We start from the raw sequence: 22,544 nt of genomic DNA, 5'->3' as shown, positions 1-22,544 counted from the left end.
TCTATAAATTCTTGTAATTCTGCGATCGCCATTTCTAGACGCTGGGTTATCATTGTTCGTTATTAGACAGATATTTTTACCCGTATTATCTCGCAGTCCTTTTCAGAAATCAAATATGATTCCTATATATAACTAATATAACCATTAATATATTAATTATTAAATCTATTACATGAGAGTCAAACAGCTTTAACGCCCAAACAGCCGAAAGTTGGTCAGTTTATTAAGAAACTTCACAAACTTCTAGAATTGACCCAAGAAAAGTTTGCAGCAAGCATTGTTCGTAGTGAGCGATGAATTGCTCATGGCAAGACTACAAACTTTATATATGCACCTGCCTATTTAGAGGATGTTTTAAAAGTCCCCTTATCGGTATCAAAAGTTCAGATCCTCCTAAATCCCCCTTAAAAAGGGGGACTTTAATTCCGGTTCCCCCCTTTTTAAGGGGGGCTAGGGGGGATCTAGAAGTACTTAAAAGCACAGACAATTACTTTTAAAACAACCTCTTACATTAAAAGAAGATTATGTCCAAAAAACTTCGGCAAAATATCTTGATTATTTACACACTCAACTATTAATTGAAAATTACAGGTTCTACCATGATTCGGAAACAAATCACAGAGTTTTCTCTAGAAGATGGCACAAAGTTTTTAGCTGAAGTTGATGAGCCAGAAAATAGCAATTCTCTTGTACGTGTTGCCAGACCAGATACTGGGCAAATAGTAGTTGAAGCTAAAAAGAAATTTGATGAAGTATTGGATCAAATACAACCTGTAGCTTCAGCAATTATCACCAAACTGAGTCAGCTTAATACACCTGCCGATGAGGTAGAGGTGAAATTTGGTATTAAGTTAAATGCTGTTGCGGGTGCAATTTTCACTTCTGTAGGTGGTGAGGCTAACTACGAAATTACCTTGAAATGGAAGCAAAACAAGGCATAGTAACGTATGGCATCGATTGCAGATAATTATATTCCAGCTTTTAGATCAGCGATCGCTCGGATTTTTCATCCCAATGGTGCGGTAGTTGGTGTAGGTTTTTTAGTGTCAGGGCGAAGTCAAAATTATATCCTGACATGCGCTCATGTTGTTACCTCGGCTCTATCTTTACCAGAAGATATAGTTGAAGCTCCTAGTCATGATATTTACTTAGATTTCCCCTTAATTGCGTCGGGGCAAAAGCTAAAAGCTAAAGTTGTTTTTTGGCAACCCGTTGTCAACAACGTATCAACCTCTGAACCTGAAGATATAGCTGGGTTGCAAATCGAAGGACAGTTACCTCATGAAGCGCAACCTATCAAGCTAATCTCAGCCAGTAACGTTTGGGAGCATCCTTTTCGCATAGTTGGTTTTCCTCACGGACACAATGATGGCGTTTGGTCTACGGGGGTGTTGCGAGACGGGCAAGGAAAGGGATGGGTGCAATTGGAAGATAGCAAGGTAACTGGCTACAGGATAGAACCGGGCTTTAGTGGTGCGCTTATATGGGATGAAACCCTTGCAGGAGTAGTTGGTATGGCTGTAGCGGCGGAGAAACAGCGAGAAGATATCAAGACTGCTTTCATGATTCCGGCGGACGTATTGAGCAAAGCATGGGATGAAATAACCTTGCCGATTTCATCAAATGCACATACTCAGAATAGCCCTAGCCGGGTACAACAACTCAAAATTAAGACTTTGCAACAACGCTTTGAGGTTCTAAGCAGTGACTACGAAGCAGCATACAACCAGCTTAACTATACACTCGCTGCGAGCGATCGCAATATCATTCAACGCCAAATCAACACCATACTACAAGAACTCGGTCGAGTAGAAAGCGAACTTAATGCCATTTAAATGCAATGAAAAATTCTTCAGATTTCCGAAAGAAGTATCTTGAGCAGCTAATAGCCCGTTTAAAAAGTGACATTGAAAGTATCAGCGACCAAATAGGATGGACGGTTAATGATGTAGATAAAAATAAATTACAAAGGCAACTTGATAATAAATTTGAGGAAATAAAAAAAGCTGATTCAGAGTTAAACCAGCTAAATCAAGAAACTCTAGAGCAAGTTGATCCTGATAAAATACCATTCACTAATCGGGATGCTGCAATTACTGAAATTACAGCAAATAATTCTCCTACTTATCGTCTGATAACGGCTCCTAAAGGTTACGGGAAAACAGCATTTCTCAAACAGATCCAGAAGCGGTTTCAAGAATTACAATGGTGTTGCGCTTATGCTTCCATGTCTGGAGATCAAAATATTGAAGACTTAGAAAAAGAATTAGCTATTTCTCTCAATCTTCAGATTGAAGAAGGAAATGAGTTGCCTTGGGGAGAACACTTAGGTTTATTATTACATAGAAATTGGGCTAAATGGCAATCGCAGGGACAGAAAGGTATTGTACTACTAATCGATCTGGATGGAAATGCCCCACAAAAACAGCGTTTAAACGAGATTTTTGATCAACTTAAAGAATTGGGATGGAGAATTGAAAAGTGTTTGAAAGAACTACAATTCTTTAAAGATAATTCCAAAAGTCTTCGAGTTGTAATTGCAGCCAGATGTCTTACCGATCTTCCCTCAGATCGGATTTTCCCTAAACTAATCCTCTCGCCTTTTAATTGGGAAGTAATTCAGGATACCGCAACAAAATATCTCAAGCCGATTGAGATGACTTCTGAAAGTCTTGCATTACTAGCAGGACACTTACTTTATCTAACTGGCGGACATCCAGGGGGAATTGCTGAAGCCCTAAAAGCTTATAGAGGTGGTGGTTACACAGTTAATTTATTTTTAAAAAGTTATGGTAGCAAATTATGGGAAAGAACCCTGAAACATTGTAGAGATCAGATTAAAGAAAGCTTGACTAAAGAAAATAATCATCTCTATGAATCTATTGAGAAACTGAGTATATTTCCCATACTAAATGGTAATTGGATATTAAAGGAAGCCGTTAAAAGATTTCAGCTACCTTTCAGTGATGATAGTTTTAAATTAAACGCAGAACTGACAAAGACATCAATTTTTACTCGTGACAAAACGATTATCAAAGATGGAATGACCCGTCGGCTGCTAGTTATTGGTCTACTTCGACAAAGTTCGCCTGATAGCTTTCAAAAGCTTTGTAGCGAAGCGGCTCAAATTTGCTGGGAATATGTTCACGAGCTTAAATCCAAGAATGATTCTGCGGTGGCAGGAACTTGGTCAATGCAGTATTTTTTTCAAAGCCTTCAGCAACATGCTGGATTTATCAATTGTGGTGTCGATAGTTTAGCTTATAGACAAGAACTTCGCAGAAGTTTCTTTGATGAAACTGTTGAAGAAACTATTGGAATATTCCGCAATACAGACCAAGAGCAAACCCATGAATTTCTGTCTACGCTTAAATCTGAAGTAGAGCATGACTGGGAATTCCAGTTTCTTGTAAATTACTATCTCCACAATGAGGAATATAATGATACACCCTATAGATATTTAATTCATAAGCTTGATGAAGCTATTCAAAATAATTAACTCAGGAGCCTATTATGTCTGAAATAGATAAATTAGAGTTTGTTGGTCGTGAAGAACATCTAAATCGAATTATTACCCTTGTTCAAGAAGCTAATACGCTTCATGTTGTTTTAGTGGAGGGTAGAGGAGGAATTGGCAAAACTTGGTTGCTTAATGAATTACAAAACCGCCTCAACCAAGTAAACATTGGAACCAGTGAAATTATTGATTGCGATACTCCTGTTTTTAATGATGCAGAAGATTTATGCACTCAAATCGCCAAGCAATTGTATGATAATACATATCAAGAATGGCTGCTCCGGTTACGACAACTACGAGAAGATGAAAACCACCTCAGTCAAACTGCATACCAAGAAGAACGAAGACAGCTTGAAAAGTTTTTAGTCGATGAAATTAATCGAAAATCTAAACAACAGAGATTAGTATTTTTAATTGACACAGTTGAGAAGTTAGGACAAGCGGAGGGAAGAGCGGAAGTTTGGGAATATATTGGTAATCTATGCCAGCAACTAGATAATGCCGTATTAATTTTAGCAGGCCGCCCTAGTATTGCTCGTCAAATTTTGGAAAAGTCGTTCACAGAAACAGAACTAACCTATTTGGAGTTAAATGAATTTACTCATGAGGATGTACAGACATACATTCTTTCCAAAGAGGAGCAACTTCATTTTACTCTTGGGAAAAACTTAGTTCAAAAGATCATAGTTCTTTCTAGTGGTAGCCCCATTATGATTGAATTTGGGGTAGAGTATGCTTATCGAGAAGTTATTCCAGATTGGTTAGAGAGTGAAGATATAGAAACTATTCCAGCCAGGTTGGAGAAAACGGGTGGATTTGAAGCTGAGATGGTTCGACATATTACGCAGCTTCGGACATCAATGGATAGGCTAACCCTGTTACTTTCACGTATTTATCCATTAGATAGTTCTGATATTGCTAATCTATTAGAACTATCGACAGAAGATGCTCAAAAATTATTTATTGATGCTCAGAGCTACTTTTTTATCAAACCAGTAATGAGTGGTAATCAAATATCATTACATGATATTGTGCGAGAATTGATTGATAAATTTGTATGGTCAGATATTGACCCGGATTTGGAATGGAGAAAACGAGATAGTCGTATTGCTGCCAAATATTTTGAGGAAAAAGATTATCAGCTAGGGCCGCAGAAAAGAATATTGGAGGTTCAACTTTACTCTGATAATTCTAATAAAGCCGCTAATATTGAATTTCTAATTGAAGAACTGAAACAACTGCGAGAATTCAATACAATGCGATGGCTATGGAATGCTTTATACGCTGACCCAACTATCGGCTTTGAAACTTGGCATGAAGTTACTAATACGATCCGCAGTCAATCAAAGAAATTCAGCTTTGTTAATCAATTATTGGCAGTTGTAAAACAGTTTGAAAAAGAGCTAAATTTCGATCAAAGATTTAAGTTGATTATTTTTGAAGCAAAGCTTGTCCACGCTCTAAAAGACAAGGGTACAACAGAAAATGAAGTGAGAAAATTAGAGGCTATGTTAGCTAATAAATCTTCTAATTCTTCTCATCAACCAGACCTTTGTAATGTCTTGGGAATGCTAAATGCTAAGTTACATCTTTATGATGAAGCTTTGAAATATCAGCAAAAGTGTTTATGTTTAGTTCAAGGTAAAAAGCTAGCATCTGCGATTCCGGGTGTGGCGAACCAAGTTGGTTATCTGTATCGACAACTTAACAATTTTAACGAAGCTGAAAAATATTACAAACTAGGTTGGGATGCTGCTATGGAAGTTGACACTCCTAACAAAGGTTTAACTCAAGTTATGGCTAGTATTCAGAATAACTTGGGATATTTATACGGATTACAAAAAAATTATATCAAGTCTGAACAGTGTTTTAAGGCTGCTATTGATATGTGGTCGAGTGTAGAGACTGAACGCGAAATTGCCAATGCTGAAATTGCCTCTGCGACTATTTCGGTAAATGAGGGGAACTATGTTAAAGCTAAACAGCTACTTGAACGAGCATTAAGCCGTTGTAATAATGAGGAAGATGATAATCGAATATTGTGTAGAGCATACTTTCATTTAGGCTTAAATCAGTGGTTTAGTGCCGAGGTAGTAAATGAAGCCGTTTGGGATGTAACACAGGTAAAGTGGGATCTAGATGTGCTAAGTCAGGCTCAAGATGCTTTAGAAAAAAGCCTGAAACTGGCAGAAAAATACGGACTAGAAGAGGAATTGCCTGGAATTTGGCATCAAACGGCCAGTGTTTACTGGCATCTTGGGTTTCAAAAGTGCGATCGCTCTTTGCAAGAACAAGCTCTCAAACTCAACGATCGCTCTTACCACACTAGTCTAGAGTACAATGACAGGCGGTATGCCATCGATAGCCTGGTAGGGAAAGCAGAGTTTGATTATTATGCAAAAGCATACCAGCATATTTCAGATTATGCACGAGAACTTAGCGATCGCTTCCAGTCATATCAAAATACCTATCAACTGTACTTTGGTAGGATGTTACGGATAGAAGGTGATGTGGCATTTCAACAGGCGAACTACGATCTTGCCTTTGCAAAATATGCTAAAGGCATACCCAAAATCTTCCAGGATGGAGGTTTTGGTCCCTATTCGATCCAACATGAGTTAAATCTGCTGCAAAAGAAAATCGAACGGTTGCCTATAGAACTTTCTAAAACCCTAATCCAGCAACTCAAACATCAGTGGCAAGATAATAAAGCTCTCAAAGAATGGTGCGATCAACAAATGTTTTTGACTAGAATCCGTGCAACAAAACAGCCATCTTCTCATGCTTAGTAAAAAAATTGATCGACCCAGAATTTTAGTTTCTCTCAATTCTACCTGCGTACCAACTGGACAATGCGATTGTGATGGAGGGGATTGTGCCTGTGACTTATCCCCTTTAGCAGAATTAGGCTCAGATATATCATTATGTCTGGGGATGTTTGAGACAGAGTTTGTGATATCTCCCAATTCGCAAATAATGAATCTAGATGATACTTACTCTATCTGTTATGGAACTAATCATAAAGTAGCAGTTCTAAATGAATCCGCATTATATTTACGAAATATATTTACAAATTCTCATAAATTAGATGATATCACAAAAGAGAATTCTCACATTAACCAAACAGACTTACAGACAGCTATTCAAGAGCTATATCAAGCCCGTTTAATTGTTCCTAAAAATAGCTCATTTAACCTAAATGAAATACCAGAAACTTTATCTGCATGGTTACATATCACCGATCGCTGTAACTTAAGATGTGACTACTGCTATCTTCCTCATTTAGCAAGGGATATGTCAATAGAGATAGGCAGAGCAGCTATTGAATCTACATTTCGCTCTGCGAGCTTAAATCATTATCGCCGCGTCAAACTGAAGTATGCCGGAGGAGAAGCATTATTATGCTCTCCTTTAATTAAAGAACTGCATTTATACGCTCAATCCCTTAGCAAAGAAAGAGGCATTATATTAGATGGAGTTGTTCTCAGTAATGGAACATTGATTACACCTGAGATTATCGAGATGCTTCAAAGATTGAATCTGCGTCTCATGATTTCACTAGATGGATTATCAGATTTCCACAATATCCAACGAAATTACGCAGGCGGAAAGGGTTCATTTCAAGATGTTGAACGGGGTATTAAGATTGCTTTACAAAATGGGCTGATACCCGATATTTCCATCACCATTAGCGGGCGCAATGCAGAAGGATTACCCGATCTGATTGAATGGATATTGGAGAATAATCTGCCCTTTAGTTTCAACTTTTATCGTGAAAATGAACTGTCAGCTTCTTACGAAGACTTGCAACTAGAAGAATCTAGAATGATTCAAGGAATGTTAGCAGCATTCAAAGTTATTGAATTGAAATTACCTAATCGAAGCTTATTAGGTTCATTAGTCGATCGTGCTAATTTAGCATCTCCTCATAAACGAACTTGTGGAGTTGGGCAAAGCTATCTTGTATTTGATTATCAAGGACAAATTGCCAAATGTCAGATGCAGCTACATAAAACTATATCCTCAGTTGATGTTCAAGATCCTTTAAGTGTTGTGCGACAAGATAAAACAGGTATTCAGAATTTATCTGTTGAAGACAAAGAAGGCTGTCGTACATGTGAGTGGAAATACTGGTGTACGGGTGGTTGCTCTTTGGCTACGTTTAAGGCTACAGGCCGTTATGATATTCAATCTCCAAATTGCAATATTTATAAAGCTCTATATCCTGAAGCTCTCCGCTTAGAGGGCTTACGCCTTCTCAAATATAGTTAAGTTAGGATTTGATTCTCCCTAACCATCCTTAAGAAGCAGGGAACTAAGCCACCCTTTTTAAGGGGTGGGTTGGGGTGATATTCTGAGTCTAAACACCAATTTACAGGTGGAAAATGTTCTTGAATGCAGACTGCTACCGATATTCTTTTTCTGGTACTCTAAAAGCTGCATATTTCCATTCATTACCTTCTAAATATTCAATTTTAAACTCTCCTTTAGTCACCAAACTAATATCTTTCAGTTGTACTATCGCGTTTTCTCCTAATAAAACACATTCAGAGTTACTAGTGGAAGGTTGATTTGGTGTTGTAGTTATTTGATTAATTATTTTACGTTGTAATTCTTGATATTGTTGCTCTGTTATTAATTTCGAATCGTATAATTTTTTTATATCTCTTAGTTGGGTTTCTATATTTGAGCCACCTTGATTTGACACATTACCTACTTGACAAGAATCTGGCTTAAAAGCAATTTTTCTAACAGGATGATCCCACCATTTAGAAACCTGAGTTAACCAATTAGTTGTTCTTGTTGTATGTACTACTTTTACTTGATTATCAGTTATTTCTAAACGAACCCAATCAGTGGATCTTTTTTGAATCAAACCAGCAAATCCCCAAGACAAAACACTTCCTACTGAAACACCAGAATCTGCTAGATGAAGCTTTATAACTCTAGGTTCTATAGCTTGTCCTATTTTAATTGGAGCCAAAGCTATAGAGTTAATATTCTTAGCAAAGAAATTAGGATTCTTTTCTGTCGCAGTGGAAGGCTTTACTGCTGTCGAATTTGCAACCAATACTGCTACTAGCAAAATGCTAACTCTCTTGCTCATGATTATGATTATTTATCTTACTGAAAAACGTGTAAAATAATAGACTATAGTAATTAATTTCAGCTTGTCAAGAAAATAATATTTAAGGCTAGCCCTTTCAAGGTGGATAACAATTTTAGACATTAACTTCTTATCTCTGTATCCTCCGTATTATCTGCACTTGTGTAGTTAAAATAATTACTTTTTAAATGCATAGGCACAGAGAAGCCAGTGCGTTGGGCGGGTTCCCCGACTTGTCGCAACTGGCGGGACGCAGAGGAAAAGAGATTTTACGAGTCGAATTGAAATTATAAGAATATATTAAGTTAGCTTATAACCGATAAAAGAAATTAAAATGCTGCTTTGAAGCAATTGTACTAATTTTGCTTCAAACTAAAAATATAGTAAACACCAATTTTGAAATAAGGACGATCGCACATGAGTTTAATCGATGGTATATTACTGACGCTGCTAAATACTGTTGCTTGCCTTGCGCTGCCTAAATTGCTAGTAATTCTATCTGCAAAAAGCCAAAACACTTCACCATTGCGCTCTACTGCAACATCAAAAGATTCTAACTCTGAAATCCCCAGTTTTTCTTAATATAAGCTGATTGTTTATAGATATCGCTTTGATGAGGAGAAAATTTAGTTATTGGTGCAAAGCCATATCTTAATGAAAGTTATGCACATTTTTTTCGGAAAATAATAAGTGTGCATACTTTCAAAAAATAAAATTTTTAGAGAGAAAAAAGCTGGTCTACAGTACAGCGAAAACCTAAGCAATAGAGAATAATTACAGTATTACTACTAAATAAAGCTTTTAGCAGCTTGATCTTGCTTTGTTACCGCGATTTTTTGTTATTCTTTATTTATTTTTGCTGTAATTGTTTTAGGTCTGACGATAATAAAAAATCCGAGCAAAGTAAAAACTAACATTTGCCAAGTTACCAAATTCCAGCCACCAAGATTCCAGCATAATAAACCAATGCTAGTACCTACAGCACCGCCGATAAAATAGATAGTTATGTAAACTGTGTTAATGCGACTATTCGATTGAGCATCAAGAGTGTATATCCTTGCGACATTGGTGACTTGAATTGCCTGCACACCTACATCTAGTAACAATACAGCAACAGCGATCGCCAGTGCAGAATTAGAAGCAATTTTAGCAATTACTAAACTTGCAATGACGAGCGATACAGCAATTGTCAAGGAACGTTGCGAGTTACCTCGATCGGCTAGTTTACCAAAAACTGGTGCCATCAATGCACCTGCGATCGCCACAAAACCATACATTCCAATTGTGTCAGATTGAAAATTGAAAGGCGCTCCGCTTAAATGGAAAGTCAACGTTGTCCAAAATGAGCAAAATACACCAAACAATAACCCGCCTATTAAAGACGCTTCTCTTAATAAAGAAAAGCGTTTAAATTGTTTAATTGTTGAGTTTAATAATTCCAAATAATAACCGTTAAATTCATTTTTAATATTAGGTAAATATATATTTAGTAAGACAGTCACAATTAAAACCATTACTGCCGAAAATCCATATACATAACGCCAATTCAACCATTCAGCAATATATCCACTAAAAACCCTTGCTCCTAAAACTCCAATCAATATACCAGTAAAAATGTAGCCTACAGTTTTGCCTGTAGTTACTCTATCTATACTTGCTGCTAAGGGAAGAATAACCTGAGCCGATACTGTCGCAATCCCAATCGCTACACTCAATATCCAAACTTCAATGATGTTTTGTGAAAACGTCATGAGTATCAACAAACAAAACAAACATATCAATAAGGAAAGAATTAATTTTTTCTTGTTGATTTTATCGCCCAAGGGGATTAAAAAGAAAAGCCCAAAACCGTAACCAACTTGTGAAAGCACAGATATGCTACCCACTTCGCCTTCACCAACTCGAAAAGAAGATGCAATATCTTTGAGGATTGGCTGATTATAATAAATGTTGGCAACACAGACACCAGATGCGATCGCCATAATCAGTACCTGGACTTTAGTTAATCCGCTACTTGAGATTTGTTTTTCCATTCAACCTAAAATTTATACAGGAAAAAACTGGTTGACATTACAGCTAAAACCAGGTAATAGCGGAGAAATTATATTATCACTACTAAATAAGGTGGCTACCAAGTTAAGTTGACTTTGTTCGCGTCGATAGACCTCTAGTTTACGCGATCGCCAATCACCAATCCAATATTCTTTTACTCCTCTGGAAGAATAAAGTTTAAGTTTAGCTTCTTTATCTCGTCTTTGATCTTCGTTGCTAGCAGACAAAACTTCGACTACTAAATCTGGTGCGCCAGTTAAATGTCCCGCTTCATCCAATGTTAGCGCCAAGGTTTCTTTCGTAACCCAAACTACATCAGGAATCACATTATCTGATTCTGAAAACAAAACGCCGGGGTTGATTACAGCTTCTCCTAAACCAGTAGACTCTGACCAAATGTTAAGCTGTTGGAAAATTTTGCCACAAGTTTGCTGATGTTTAAAGTGAGGTGTCCTGGTCATAAATAATTCTCCATCAACTATCTCGTAGTGCGTCCCTTCATTTTCTGGGAAGAGTTCCACATCATGAATTGTCCAGCGTACTCCTGTATTAAGCATCTGACTCATTAGATAACTCCTTTAATCTTGCTGTTGTATTTTAATAAAATATAATTCATCATTCATACTAATTGATTCTGTATTCTGTGTTCTTCTTCAATCATCACTTGCGATTTTCACGCCGCCACTTACAGCGTACTAGGCGAATTTCATCAAAACTGTAGCTTTCACCTAGTTGTTCTTTAATAGGAGTGAGGGAAATATCACCGAGTACTTCTAAAACTTGCCAAATTTTTTGTTGATGTTCTAAAGGTACTAATTGATTTAAATCAACTGGCTGATTTTTCTCAATTAGTTTTTCTAGATGGCTGCTAACTGTTGCCGGACTAAGGTTCCGCTTTTGGGCAATTTGAGCAATATTTAAACCTTGTTGATGTAATTGTAATGTTTGTAATTCGGTGTAAGAAGAAGATGATTTGGCAGAAGATACGGAAGTAGCAGATTTATTTTGCAAACCTTTTTCTTGGCGGTAGGCGCGAATTTCTGTAATGAACTTTTCGCCATATTGAGCGAGTTTATGACTACCAACACCAGAAAGTTTGGCAAATTCATTTAAGTTTTGGGGTTGCACCTGTACCATCAATTTTAAAGTGGAATCGTGGAATATCACGTAAGGTGGTACAGATTGCTCATCAGCCAATTCTTTACGTAGCGATCGCAACTTCTGTAATAATATTTCTGCAACTTCTGCTTTTTCACTCCCCTGTTCCCAGGTAATCTTTTGGACTGTGGTTACAGCTAGCGAAACTGTGCGTTGTTTTCGCATTACTTCCCAACTTAAGGCATTTAGTTTTAAAACTGAGTAACCATCGCTAGTTTGTTCTATTAACCCTTGATGTAAAAGCGATCGCCCCAACATTCGCCATTCATCTAGAGTTCTATCTTTACCAATACCGTAGGTGGAAAGTTTATCGTGTTCGTATTGAATAATTTTGTCTTTTTTTGCCCCCCGCAACACATCAATTATGTGTAGCATCCCAAATCTTTCTTTGCAACGCGCCACACAAGATAAAAACTTCATGGCTTCAACTGTCCAGTCTTGCATGGGTTTGGGATGACGACAATTGTCACAGTTACCGCAATTCCCAGGAAACCTTTCTCCAAAATAACCTAGTTGAATCGTTCGCCGACAATCAGTGCCTTCAGCGTAATCGATCATCTGCCGCAGTTGTTGTTTAGCAATCAACTGTTCTTGAGGGTCAGTTTTTTGATCGATACTCCATTCAATTGTTTTAACATCACCAAAGCTGAAAAATATTGTACAGCGAGATGGTTCTCCGTCTCTACCTGCTCTACCAGATTCTTGATAATAACTTTCTATATTTCTGGGCAGATCAAAGTGAACTACCAATCGCACATCAGGTTTATTAATTCCCATTCCAAAGGCGATTGTTGCTACCATTACCCGGACATCATCTCGAATAAATCGCGTTTGATTACTACTACGTTCTTCATCACTTAATCCGGCGTGATAAGGTAGAGCAATAACTTTATCATTTTGTAGTTTGAAAGTTAGTTCATCAACTTTTTTACGAGTTAAAGAATAAATAATTGTCGAACCTTCCGTTTCTCGAATTAGTTCTAATAATTCAGCGTAAGCATATTTAGTTTTAGGACGAACTTCGTAATAAAGATTTTCACGGTTAAAACTGGCAAGATGAATGCTAGGTTGCTTTAGTCCTAGTTGTTGAATGATATCACTACGGACGCGATCAGTTGCTGTGGCAGTAAGGGCGACGGTAGGAACATCAGGATAGCGTTTCCGCAGAGATTTCAACTGGCGATATTCTGGACGAAAGTCATGTCCCCATTCCGAAACGCAGTGCGCTTCATCAATAGCAAAGCTAGAAATACCGATTTTTTCTTTAACTAAATCGAGAAATGGGAGAAACCTTTCACTGAGGAGACGTTCAGGGGCGACGTATAGTAATTTTACTTTACCGCTGAGGATGGCTTCTTCCCGCGATCGCACCTTGTAAGCATTCAAACTGCTATTGAGAAATGTCGCGTTAATATTATTATTTCGCAGTGCTTCTACTTGGTCTTGCATCAAAGCAATTAACGGCGACACCACCACCGTTAATCCATTTTTTAACAATGCTGGTAGTTGAAAACACAGAGATTTTCCCCCACCAGTCGGCATCACAACCATTAAATCTCGATTTTGCAGCGCATCTTCGATAATTTGCCGTTGTCCGGGGCGGAATCTGTCGTAACCGAAGTGATATTTTAGCGCTTGTTCGAGATGGGGATACTGAAGCATAGCGATCGCTTTTTCGGGGGCTATCTGCGTGAGTAGTTATGAAGATATCAGGATTTTAACTCACATCATCGGCAGCTTTGGTCACACCTGCATTTCTATTGGCGATCGCTTGACTTTTAAGACAGTTGCTACAAAATTAGCGATCGCACGGCGAAAAAGATGTTACACAATGTCCATAGCGTCTGTGGAAATTCCTTTAAGGGGCTCTTTCAATGCCACCGTATTCTTAAGTGTGTCGTCTAGTGCTTTACACACCTCCTCGAAAGATTTGGTAGCTGGCTTGTCGTGAGATTGGGTATTAAATTCTACAATAACGGGAGGCGTATAAGTGTTGATACCTGTCTCAAAATTAAAATGATAAGAAATACGGGTTGCAACCGGGATGCTTATTCCGTCAACTATAAAGTCTTGCTTCCTAGCATTCACAACTAGATTAAGCTTCCACGCTTGGTCTTTGCTTAACAGTCGCTTTATCTTTGTCTCATAACTAAGCATCTCTGTATTTGCCGCTGCTGTTCCTAGCACCAAGTTTTCACTGATTTGTTGAGGCTGGTTGGTTCGTTGGATCAAGTCTTTTGATTTTTGGGATAGATCGCCAACGTGTGTCTGCCCGATGCTGAAAGCCACCAAGTGGAGCCATTCCCACGATAACGGGGTGGGGCACTCAAACCCTAATTTATGCGCGGCTGCATTGGGACTGATATTATCCATCACCTTAGTCTGCGTGATGTTGCGCTTGCTGCCGCTTGGAAGATCATTATAGCCATGCCCAACAGAAAAAGACATCTGGTTGTTTGTGTCTTCTCCTTGAGAAACACCGCCTTTGGGATACTGAACTAATCCACCCATCCCGCTTGTGACTGTTTCCATAGTAGTGCCACCGCTTGGGTCATAACGGAAGGGGAAGGGTGGGGTATAAGAAGTGTCTATACTTGTGTCCAGAGGTGCTGCTCCCACCAACTGCCGCGCTTCATTTATAGTGTAGGTTTTTGAAGTGTCATTGTGAAGTCCTTGGATTTTAGTCTTCTGTTGTTGGTTCAAGTCCTTCATAACTTTGGTATTGGATTTCAGCGTTCCCGGTTGATAGCCTTCAATTTGACGCTGAATGGGGGCTGGGAAACTCAGATGCCCATTCTGTTGCACCACATGAGTCAATTCATGCGCCAGCAACTCCTGCCCTCCTCGACTCCCCGGCTCATACGTCCCCTGCCGAAAGAACACGTCCTGCCCCGTCGTAAACGCCTTCGCCTGTATCGACTGATTTAACTGATCAGCCTGGGAATCTGTGTGAACCTTCACCCTACTGAAATCAGCTCCAAACGCTTGCTCCATCGGTTCACAGATATTGTTTGCCAATGGCTGTCCCCCACCCCGTGCCTGATTGATGGATGTTTCCAAATCTTGTGTAGCTGCCATACCATCGTCCGACACACGCTGCACCATCGGTTTCATTTGCAATTCATCTTCTTCATCAAGCAATTCTTCGCGCTGGATATTGCTTGATGGTTTCATTTGCAATTCTTCTTCTTCTTCGGGCAATGACTCGCGCTGAAGTTTCTCGCTCTGTGGCTGATGAATCTTTTGCACTACCTGACGTGCTGTTTCATCGGCTTCCTGCTCGTACTTATCTCCAGGTTCCCCAATTGTCAGCTTTGCCTGAATTGGTGCTGCTATATTTGGTTTTCTTAGTGGAATATTGGCAAAGTTATGACCAAATCGAGTTGCGTGTTCCAGTCGAGAATTCAATAATCCATCCATCTTGGCTTGCAGCACAGTCAGCCGTTCTTGTCCCTCTGGCGTAATCTTGGCATATTTTGCTTGTAATTCCAGTCCAGTAGCCTCAATACTTTGTTCTGCAAAGGCAACATCCTCTATGTCCGTTTCTGTCACTGATGCAACTGATGCTTTTTGAACTTTGCTCCCAAACGGTCTATACGTCAATTTCGGGTTTTGTTCTGCTGCTTGGGGATTGGTATTAATAGATGAGGGAGTCTTTGATAATTTCTTATTGTGCATTATTTTTACAAGTTCTTTATTTGCACTTAACCTGACATTAAGCTTTTGGTCTACTGATATTGGGTAATAACTTTATCGTAAGAAACAAATATGTATGTCAATACTTTTCGGGTTTTGGGGGAAAGGGGAAAGGGAAAAGGTTTGAATTTCCCTTTCCCCATTACCCTTTAACCTTTCCCCAGAGCAAAAGAGAGATTATTGGGTTTAACCGAAAAGTATTGATATGTATGTAGGACTGCGTTAAATTATTTGATTGTTCGAAAAATGTATTCATCTATCCCCAGATATAGATTACCGCTTAAATAATGAATGCAAATTTCATGAATACCGCAAAATTTTAAATCTCAAATTCGCCTCAGCATCGATCTAACCGAGAAATTGCAGTTTTCACTTTGCCTTGATGCTCTATTCGGGTACATTTTAGCTGTGATTCTAAAGCATCAATCTTTCGTAAAAGCGAGACTCCCCACACTATAGAAATCACCAACTTGATTGTCATACCCGCTAGCAAGAGTGTGACTATTGTGGAAGTTTTCTTTTGTTGAGCTAATCTTTTTTGTTGTTCTGCAAGTCGTGCTTCAACTTCTTTGGCACGTTCTGCTTCTAATGATTGCTGCATTTCTCGCCGATCTAATTCTTCACTAGCAGCTAAAAATCGATAATCTAAATTGCTCAAGCTTTTGCCATGTGCCCAGGTTTGGGCATCAATCAAGGCTTGTCCGCGCAATAGGCGAGATTCATCATTTTCTTTTGAGGCTATCCACGCATTGAAAGTTTCATAGTAGGGGCGCAGGTAAGCTAATTTTTTTCCAACCCATTCTAAATTGAAAACTTCTTCATAAATTCGGTTTTTGATTTGGAGAAAACCTTGCTTTTTAACCACTAAACCAGACAGCAATAGTTCTACTTGTTCTCGACTATCATCGGCTGGTACTTCCACTCCTTGGAGGATTTGCTGATAAATTCCTAGCAATCTGGCGGCAATTTGTTCGTTTCTGAGGATGCGATCGCGAATTGTCCGCAAATGTTCTGGTTCATCTTGTGATTCCCATTGATCGATGATGTGCGATCGCACCACATTTTCTATCCAAAATTCTTCTGTACCAGGGGGAATTTTTAACTTTCTACCCACATCATCTTGAGATAGACTAACAAGTAACCGACACAGCTTTTGAGTCAGAAATGGTTGCCCTTTTGTCCAAGCTAATACTTCCTTCAAAACTTTTTGGGGATGATTGTCTTTAATATCCAGTCCTAAAGATAGTGGTTGAGCTTCTTCAAATGTAAAGCCATTTACTCGGATAGCTTTACCAAAATTAAACTTTGTAATATGGTTTTGATATAAAATTAAATCTGAAGGTGTAGCAACACCAAAAATTGCAAATGTAATCCGAGCATACTCTGGATCAATTGCTCGTTGGTTATAACAAAACCGAATCAAGCTAAAAAAATCATCCACAGAGAAATCGAGACCGAGAATACTATCAATTTCATCAATAAAAATGAATAGCCTTTCGTTAGAAAACTGAACTAACAGAATTTCTGATATAAACCGACTAAGTTTCTGAGCTAAAGAAATATCATTTTTTTCTTGCCACCAGGTTTTTAAATTGACTTTTCCTAACAGTTTAAAACCCAGCCACAAATCGCCTACAACTCCCTTATACCACTGTTCGGGAGTTATATTTTCGCAACCAATATTAGTCATATCAATGGTGACACATCGAAAGCCTTCTTGTTGCAAGCGATGCTTGGTTTTTACCATAAGTGAAGATTTGCCCATTTGCCTACTGCTTAGGATGTAGCAAAATTCACCATGCTTTAAGGCTTCGTAAAGTTCCACATCCGCTTTGCGCTCAACATAGCTAGGAGCATCACTGGTTAAAGTGCCACCAACTTGATATCGATAACTGTTCATTTGATTTAAAATTTTAAATTAGTTCTCGTTCTTAATAAATAAATTTCTATCGGAACAATTAATAAAATTCATATTAAGAACGAGAATTACTTATTTTGATTATTTATCTTTCAACAGTCTACCAGAACAACTACTATCCTGAGTGCTTTCCAAGCTGTTGGCTAAAGTAAAGGCGATATAATTCACACATAACATGAGCTTGATTACCGTTGAGTTTAACCAAACCCATACTTTCTAGCTTATAAGCAGCGATCGCGTCTAGCTCTACTTTTTCATCTGTTGCAATTACCTGTTGCATAGCTGACATTAATTTTGGGTCTTTTTGCAGTAAGCTCAACAGTTCCCGTAAATGCTGACTGTAAATTCCCACTGGTGTAGATGCAGTTTCTAGTAATACCTCTAATGTCATTTCCTCCTGACATAGATGATAAAGCGCAAGGCTCACCAAATAGGGATGTCCTCCTACCATTGCTTGTAAGGGTGCAAGGCGTTTTGCGTCTTCGGAGCCGTCTGCACAATTTAGTCCATAAGACAATGCTAAATTCTGTACCTGATTGAGAGTCAATGGTGGGAGCGTAATTGTGATCCCGACATTGAAAGGCGATTGGTTAAGCTTTAGTGGAATATATATTTCTGTGGTGTGAACTACCACCATCCGTAGTTTTTGCCAGATTTGATCCTGCTTTGCTTGTTCGTGCCAAAATCGCAGCATTGGCAGAAAATCTTGGGCAATATTGGGATGTTCAAAAACTCGATGAACTTCATTCAAAGCCAAAACTAGAGGACTATTATCAATGTATTGCAGTAAATATGCTTCAAAATAGATTTTGCAGCTTACTTTGCTGCCCATTTCCGTATCCCAAAAATCATCTAGACAGGGAAGGAGATTTAACTGTCTGCTGACATTGACACAAAACCAACGCAAAAATTTATCAAGAGAAGCAAAAACATCTTGATCGGCTTCTTGAAAGTCCAAATAGACGATTTGATAACCTTGCTCTCTAGCATAAGCAATCATCCGGTTGAGCAGCGAACTTTTTCCTGTCTTTCTAGGTGCTTTGATTCGGATTAAGCAACCAGGGTATAAAATCTCGTTACAAACAAGTTCTTCCAGAGGAGGGCGGTTGATGTAAAGAGGAGAACCCAGTGGTACGGGGCCGCTAGGAAATTCAATTTTGCTTGCTGAAAACGAGTCTGGAGACACCATTTCTAAATTAGATTTTTCATTGACTTCTTGTTGGCTCTGATTTTCCCGATCGCCTATTTTTTCTTGCAGGTATTTCTTCAAGGCTAAATGCAGATTTTTTTTGGTTATTTTTTTTCCAAGTGCGATAGAAAGGTCTTGCCACAACTCAGAGCCAACTTCTTTGATGTAATTGTCGCGGTAGCCTGATTCCTCTGCCATTTCACCATAGGTTTTGCCCAACCACGACTGAGACAGCACAAAGCACTGAATGGAAGCAAGAGGTTTGTCTTGCAGAATTGTTTCTACTGCTTGCAGAATATCTTCCACGGACATTAAACTTTAAACAATTACTAGATATAGTTATCTATTTTGATCTATTAATAATATACAACCGAATAAATACTAAAAAAAAGAAAAATAAATTTCTAAAAATACAGTTTTTTAAACTATAATTTAATATTGCTTACTTCAAAAAGCTTGCTTATTTTTAAGCAAGATTAGGGAAAGTCAAGTATTAACCTAAGCAGATTGGGTTTTGAAAAGTTAGAAAGACATCACTTTTTCAGTGCCAGAGTCAAACCATCTGCGATTGCTACTAAACTCAGACTAACTCGCTGGTCTTGATGCAGCTTTTGATTAAAGGCACGAATCCTTTTAGTTCTATTATCCTGTACTTGGGGGTCGGCAACCCTGCCTGACCAGAGAACATTATCGATCGCAATTAGTCCCCCTCTTCGCACTAATTGCAGCGATCGCTCATAATAACCATCATAGTTGCTCTTATCTGCATCGATGAAAGCAAAATCAAAGCTTTCCGCTTCTCCTGTTGCCAGTAACCGATCTAAAGTCTCCAAAGCTGGGGCAATGTGCAGTTGAATTTTATCCGCCACTCCCGCTTGCTGCCAATAACGCCGCGCGATCGTTGTAAATTCTTCACTCACATCACAGGCTACCACCTTGCCGTCGCTCGGTAACGCCAAGGCTACCACCAGGGAACTATAACCTGTAAAGACCCCTACTTCCAGAGTTTTTTTCGCTCCTAGCAACTGCACCAGTAACGCCAAAAATTGCCCCTGTTCAGGAGCAATCTGCATTCTACCTACTGGATGCTGGGCTGTTTCTTGCCTCAATTGGGTTAAAAGTTCTGGTTCTCGGAGAGAGACTGATAGTAAATAGTCATAAAGGTTTTGTTCGAGTCCTAGCGTTTGAGTGGTCATAACGTGCCTTTTTCTTTTACCTAAACCCCACAGACTAATTATCTGGTTTTTAGGCTTAAAGCCCTTACCAATGACAAATGACAAAGGACAAAGTACAGAGTCCCGAATTGGCCTGCAACCCCAGTTGGCAAGCAGTGGAAGGAAATTACTCAAGAACGGATAGTTCCATCAGAATGGGTAGGCAGGGAAGGCATCTTCCCCTGGGAAGCGAAAGTGTACGCTCTAGTTTAATAGTGATACCGCTCAGGAAAAAATGATGTTAGGTCAGGTATGGTAAGCCAACCTGACTCAGTACTACTCGGTTAAAGGGAAAAGGTTAAGGGCAAAAGGAGTGAAAGGCACGATATATAAGGTTTTCCCCCTTTAACCTTTTCCCTTTCCCCCTGCCCCTCGCCCCCTTGCCTCTTTTGACTCATCAGCTATGTAGATGGCAATAAACCAGCGCATAGATATTTTATATGTAGAGATATTGCATACCAAGGCTTTGCTTGAGTTACTTGCCTAAACCCTTCTAGAATTAAAACTATTGTAGGGAAATTGTATTAATAAACTTACTTTTATTCTGGGAGGTATGATGAGCCGTCCAATAATTCTTGGTATTGTCGGCGACAGCGCTGCTGGGAAAACAACACTAACGCGGGGAATCGCTCAGGCACTCGGCCCAGAAAATGTCACAATCATCTGTACAGATGATTACCACCGTTACGATCGCCAACAACGCGCAGAAATTGGCATCACTGCCCTCCACCCAGACTGCAACCATTTAGATATTATGCAGCAACACCTGTCGCTGCTACGCACCGGACAGCCCATTCTCAAGCCAGTTTATAGCCATAAAACAGGCACATTCGAGCCACCGCAGTATATCAAGCCCAGTAAATTCGTAGTTATTGAAGGATTACTCGGTTATTCGACTCGTGCGGCCCGTGATTCTTACGATGTTAAAGTTTATCTTGCGCCTCCTGAAGAATTACGTGCTAAGTGGAAAGTCAAGCGAGATACGCAAAAGCGGGGCTACACACCTGAACAGGTGCTAGCAGAATTAGAAAAGCGCGAACCAGACTCATCACAGTTTATCCGTCCGCAACGGCAATGGTCTGATATAGTTATTAGTTTTTATCCACCGACTGATGAAGATGATGAAACCAATGGACACCTAAATGTTCGATTGGTACTGCGTCCGACAATTCCCCATCCAGATTTCACCGTAATTACCAATTCTAGTTATGGTAATTCTGACTCAGCCATTCGTCTGGGGCTAGACAGAGACATGAGTAAGCCTGTGGATGTCTTAGAAGTTGATGGTCATGCAACCTTAGAACAGGTGAATAAGCTAGAGCATATTATTTGTTCTGATATGCCCCATCTCCGAAATCTTTGCGATCGCGAAAGTAATCCAGAACTGGGTAAAATTGCTGGTACAACTGGAGAGACATTGCAAAGTTACCCTCTGGCTTTGACTCAGCTAATCATTACCTACCACATGCTCAAAGCAACGCAAATTTATCAATAATCAGCGAAGATGGAGGGGTTTAACGAACATAGCGTAGTTTACCACCGTAGGCATCGTCCTAAATCATATTATTTTTAGTTTTCCCTTTGAAAGTTGCAAATGAAATTACCCACATAACCTTACCAAGGTTAAAGATTTTCTCAAATAAAGGTGATTTTGACAGCAAACGAGGGATAACTAAGGATAGTTTGATGTGTGGTGACGATTTTCTTTGTTTATGACCTATTGCCTCAGAATTGCTGACCTACCTACAAATGAGCGTCCGCGTGAGCGATTAATGACGCATGGTGCCAAAATTTTAGCCACAGCAGAGTTAATCGCAATTCTTCTAGGCACTGGTCAAGGCCCAGGAAAACTATCTGCTGTGGGTTTGGGACAATTTATTTTGAGCGAATTAGGCAAACACCAACGCGATCCTTTGGCGGTTTTGCGAGAAGTTAGCCCCGCAGAGTTGATGCTAATTTCTGGTGTTGGCCCGGCGAAGGCGACAAGTATTTTAGCAGCAATTGAATTGGGCAAACGCGCCTTTCAATCTCGACCGAATGATGGCACATTGATTGATAGCCCCCTTGCTGCTGCCGCTACCCTCAGTCAAGATTTGATGTGGCAGACACAAGAACGTTTTGCAGTGGTGCTATTAGATGTTAAGAATCGCTTGCTAGGTACGCAAGTAATTACCATTGGTACAGCAACCGAAACCCTAGCCTCTCCGCGTGATATTTTTCGGGAAGTTATTCGTCAAGGCGCAACGCGGGCAATAGTTGCCCACAACCATCCTTCTGGGAACCTTGAACCTAGCCATGAAGATATAGAATTGACGCGCCAGTTGTTAGCAGGGGCGCAGCTTTTGGGCATTCCGGTACTAGATCATCTGATTTTGGGTAATGGCAATCATCAGAGTTTACGGGAAATAACGACCTTGTGGGATGAACACCCGCAAGGGGATTAGTGAAAAAGCAGGGAGCAGGGGCGATTGCAGTTACTTAACAGAAATACCAATTGGTTGGCAAATCCCCCAGAAGTCCGTTTGATTGTCCGGGCAAGGGAACCTGTGACACCTCGGCAAGTAAAGTTATTAGAAGAATTTATTAAACAAGAGATGGGGCAAGCATTCACTTTAATTTTTGAAGTTGGTCAAGTGGAAGAAATTAGAAGTTCTGAACCCACACCCTGAAGTTGCTAATTTGGCATGAATGAA

The 22,544-nt window shown here is 39.4% G+C and carries 15 protein-coding genes and 1 pseudogene; 8 read left to right on the top strand and 8 right to left on the bottom strand.

Annotated features, from left to right (window positions below; all coding sequences use genetic code 11):
• Positions 1 to 599: 599 nt before the first annotated feature.
• The 5 genes from IQ274_RS21525 to IQ274_RS21505 are packed head-to-tail and all read left to right on the top strand — an operon-like array spanning position 600 to position 7,789.
• On the top strand, positions 600 to 941 hold the full coding sequence (locus tag IQ274_RS21525) for a CU044_2847 family protein (protein ID WP_194143369.1): 342 nt from the start codon (positions 600 to 602) through the stop codon (positions 939 to 941).
• Positions 942 to 947: 6 nt separating this feature from the next.
• On the top strand, positions 948 to 1,835 hold the full coding sequence (locus tag IQ274_RS21520) for a trypsin-like peptidase domain-containing protein (protein WP_194143368.1): 888 nt from the start codon (positions 948 to 950) through the stop codon (positions 1,833 to 1,835).
• A gap of 5 nt (positions 1,836 to 1,840) precedes the next feature.
• The gene (locus tag IQ274_RS21515; RefSeq protein WP_194143367.1) at positions 1,841 to 3,499 is read left to right on the top strand and encodes a hypothetical protein; all 1,659 of its coding nucleotides are present in this window, start codon (positions 1,841 to 1,843) and stop codon (positions 3,497 to 3,499) included.
• A 14-nt stretch (positions 3,500 to 3,513) separates the two neighbouring features.
• Positions 3,514 to 6,306 carry a tetratricopeptide repeat protein gene (locus IQ274_RS21510; RefSeq protein ID WP_194143366.1) on the top strand — a complete coding sequence of 931 codons (2,793 nt, stop codon included), beginning with the start codon at positions 3,514 to 3,516 and terminating at the stop codon, positions 6,304 to 6,306.
• Positions 6,299 to 7,789, top strand: a complete 1,491-nt coding sequence (locus IQ274_RS21505; protein WP_194143365.1) for a radical SAM/SPASM domain-containing protein — start codon at positions 6,299 to 6,301, stop codon at positions 7,787 to 7,789. The genes IQ274_RS21510 and IQ274_RS21505 overlap by 8 nt, the downstream gene beginning before the upstream one ends.
• A 133-nt stretch (positions 7,790 to 7,922) precedes the next feature.
• Here IQ274_RS21505 and IQ274_RS21500 read toward each other — a convergent pair whose 3' ends face one another.
• The 8 genes from IQ274_RS21500 to IQ274_RS21465 form a co-directional block, all read right to left on the bottom strand.
• Positions 7,923 to 8,624, bottom strand: coding sequence for a hypothetical protein (locus IQ274_RS21500; RefSeq protein ID WP_194143364.1), 702 nt, complete (start codon positions 8,622 to 8,624; stop codon positions 7,923 to 7,925).
• Between the two features lie 839 nt (positions 8,625 to 9,463).
• Positions 9,464 to 10,657, bottom strand: coding sequence for an MFS transporter (locus IQ274_RS21495; protein WP_194143363.1), 1,194 nt, complete (start codon positions 10,655 to 10,657; stop codon positions 9,464 to 9,466).
• A 12-nt stretch (positions 10,658 to 10,669) separates the two neighbouring features.
• Positions 10,670 to 11,242, bottom strand: coding sequence for a Uma2 family endonuclease (locus IQ274_RS21490; protein ID WP_194143362.1), 573 nt, complete (start codon positions 11,240 to 11,242; stop codon positions 10,670 to 10,672).
• A gap of 94 nt (positions 11,243 to 11,336) precedes the next feature.
• Complete coding sequence (gene recQ / locus IQ274_RS21485; RefSeq protein WP_194143361.1) at positions 11,337 to 13,496, bottom strand: DNA helicase RecQ; 2,160 nt, start codon at positions 13,494 to 13,496, stop codon at positions 11,337 to 11,339.
• Between the two features lie 162 nt (positions 13,497 to 13,658).
• Positions 13,659 to 15,512, bottom strand: coding sequence for a DUF4157 domain-containing protein (locus IQ274_RS21480; RefSeq protein WP_202985799.1), 1,854 nt, complete (start codon positions 15,510 to 15,512; stop codon positions 13,659 to 13,661).
• Between the two features lie 355 nt (positions 15,513 to 15,867).
• Complete coding sequence (locus IQ274_RS21475; protein WP_163929733.1) at positions 15,868 to 17,430, bottom strand: AAA-like domain-containing protein; 1,563 nt, start codon at positions 17,428 to 17,430, stop codon at positions 15,868 to 15,870.
• A 133-nt stretch (positions 17,431 to 17,563) separates the two neighbouring features.
• Positions 17,564 to 18,949, bottom strand: a complete 1,386-nt coding sequence (locus tag IQ274_RS21470; RefSeq protein ID WP_194143360.1) for an AAA-like domain-containing protein — start codon at positions 18,947 to 18,949, stop codon at positions 17,564 to 17,566.
• Positions 18,950 to 19,170: 221 nt separating this feature from the next.
• Positions 19,171 to 19,833 carry a class I SAM-dependent methyltransferase gene (locus tag IQ274_RS21465; RefSeq protein ID WP_194143359.1) on the bottom strand — a complete coding sequence of 221 codons (663 nt, stop codon included), beginning with the start codon at positions 19,831 to 19,833 and terminating at the stop codon, positions 19,171 to 19,173.
• 574 nt (positions 19,834 to 20,407) lie between these two features.
• Between IQ274_RS21465 and IQ274_RS21460 the strand changes: the two genes are divergently transcribed.
• The 3 genes and pseudogenes from IQ274_RS21460 to IQ274_RS21450 form a co-directional block, all read left to right on the top strand.
• Positions 20,408 to 21,346 carry a phosphoribulokinase gene (locus IQ274_RS21460; protein WP_163937818.1) on the top strand — a complete coding sequence of 313 codons (939 nt, stop codon included), beginning with the start codon at positions 20,408 to 20,410 and terminating at the stop codon, positions 21,344 to 21,346.
• Positions 21,347 to 21,563: 217 nt separating this feature from the next.
• On the top strand, positions 21,564 to 22,295 hold the full coding sequence (radC, locus tag IQ274_RS21455) for a RadC family protein (protein WP_163937806.1): 732 nt from the start codon (positions 21,564 to 21,566) through the stop codon (positions 22,293 to 22,295).
• Between the two features lie 21 nt (positions 22,296 to 22,316).
• A pseudogene (locus IQ274_RS21450) lies at positions 22,317 to 22,520 on the top strand (TIGR00341 family protein); the annotation flags it as partial.
• Positions 22,521 to 22,544 lie beyond the last annotated feature (24 nt).

The organism is Nostoc sp. LEGE 12447 (assembly GCF_015206985.1).
Lineage (GTDB): Bacteria > Cyanobacteriota > Cyanobacteriia > Cyanobacteriales > Nostocaceae > Nostoc.
This window is presented reverse-complemented; position numbering and strand designations above follow the sequence as displayed.

What these genes read in the sequence shown, in the direction of transcription:
- IQ274_RS21525 (WP_194143369.1), top strand. Translation starts at nt 600, where the DNA reads ATGATTCGGAAACAAATCACAGAGTTTTCTCTAGAAGATGGCACAAAG.
- IQ274_RS21520 (WP_194143368.1), top strand. Translation starts at nt 948, where the DNA reads ATGGCATCGATTGCAGATAATTATATTCCAGCTTTTAGATCAGCGATC.
- IQ274_RS21515 (WP_194143367.1), top strand. Translation starts at nt 1,841, where the DNA reads ATGAAAAATTCTTCAGATTTCCGAAAGAAGTATCTTGAGCAGCTAATA.
- IQ274_RS21510 (WP_194143366.1), top strand. Translation starts at nt 3,514, where the DNA reads ATGTCTGAAATAGATAAATTAGAGTTTGTTGGTCGTGAAGAACATCTA.
- IQ274_RS21505 (WP_194143365.1), top strand. Translation starts at nt 6,299, where the DNA reads ATGCTTAGTAAAAAAATTGATCGACCCAGAATTTTAGTTTCTCTCAAT.
- IQ274_RS21500 (WP_194143364.1), bottom strand. Translation starts at nt 8,624, where the DNA reads ATGAGCAAGAGAGTTAGCATTTTGCTAGTAGCAGTATTGGTTGCAAAT.
- IQ274_RS21495 (WP_194143363.1), bottom strand. Translation starts at nt 10,657, where the DNA reads ATGGAAAAACAAATCTCAAGTAGCGGATTAACTAAAGTCCAGGTACTG.
- IQ274_RS21490 (WP_194143362.1), bottom strand. Translation starts at nt 11,242, where the DNA reads ATGAGTCAGATGCTTAATACAGGAGTACGCTGGACAATTCATGATGTG.
- recQ (WP_194143361.1), bottom strand. Translation starts at nt 13,496, where the DNA reads ATGCTTCAGTATCCCCATCTCGAACAAGCGCTAAAATATCACTTCGGT.
- IQ274_RS21480 (WP_202985799.1), bottom strand. Translation starts at nt 15,512, where the DNA reads ATGCACAATAAGAAATTATCAAAGACTCCCTCATCTATTAATACCAAT.
- IQ274_RS21475 (WP_163929733.1), bottom strand. Translation starts at nt 17,430, where the DNA reads ATGAACAGTTATCGATATCAAGTTGGTGGCACTTTAACCAGTGATGCT.
- IQ274_RS21470 (WP_194143360.1), bottom strand. Translation starts at nt 18,949, where the DNA reads ATGTCCGTGGAAGATATTCTGCAAGCAGTAGAAACAATTCTGCAAGAC.
- IQ274_RS21465 (WP_194143359.1), bottom strand. Translation starts at nt 19,833, where the DNA reads ATGACCACTCAAACGCTAGGACTCGAACAAAACCTTTATGACTATTTA.
- IQ274_RS21460 (WP_163937818.1), top strand. Translation starts at nt 20,408, where the DNA reads ATGAGCCGTCCAATAATTCTTGGTATTGTCGGCGACAGCGCTGCTGGG.
- radC (WP_163937806.1), top strand. Translation starts at nt 21,564, where the DNA reads ATGACCTATTGCCTCAGAATTGCTGACCTACCTACAAATGAGCGTCCG.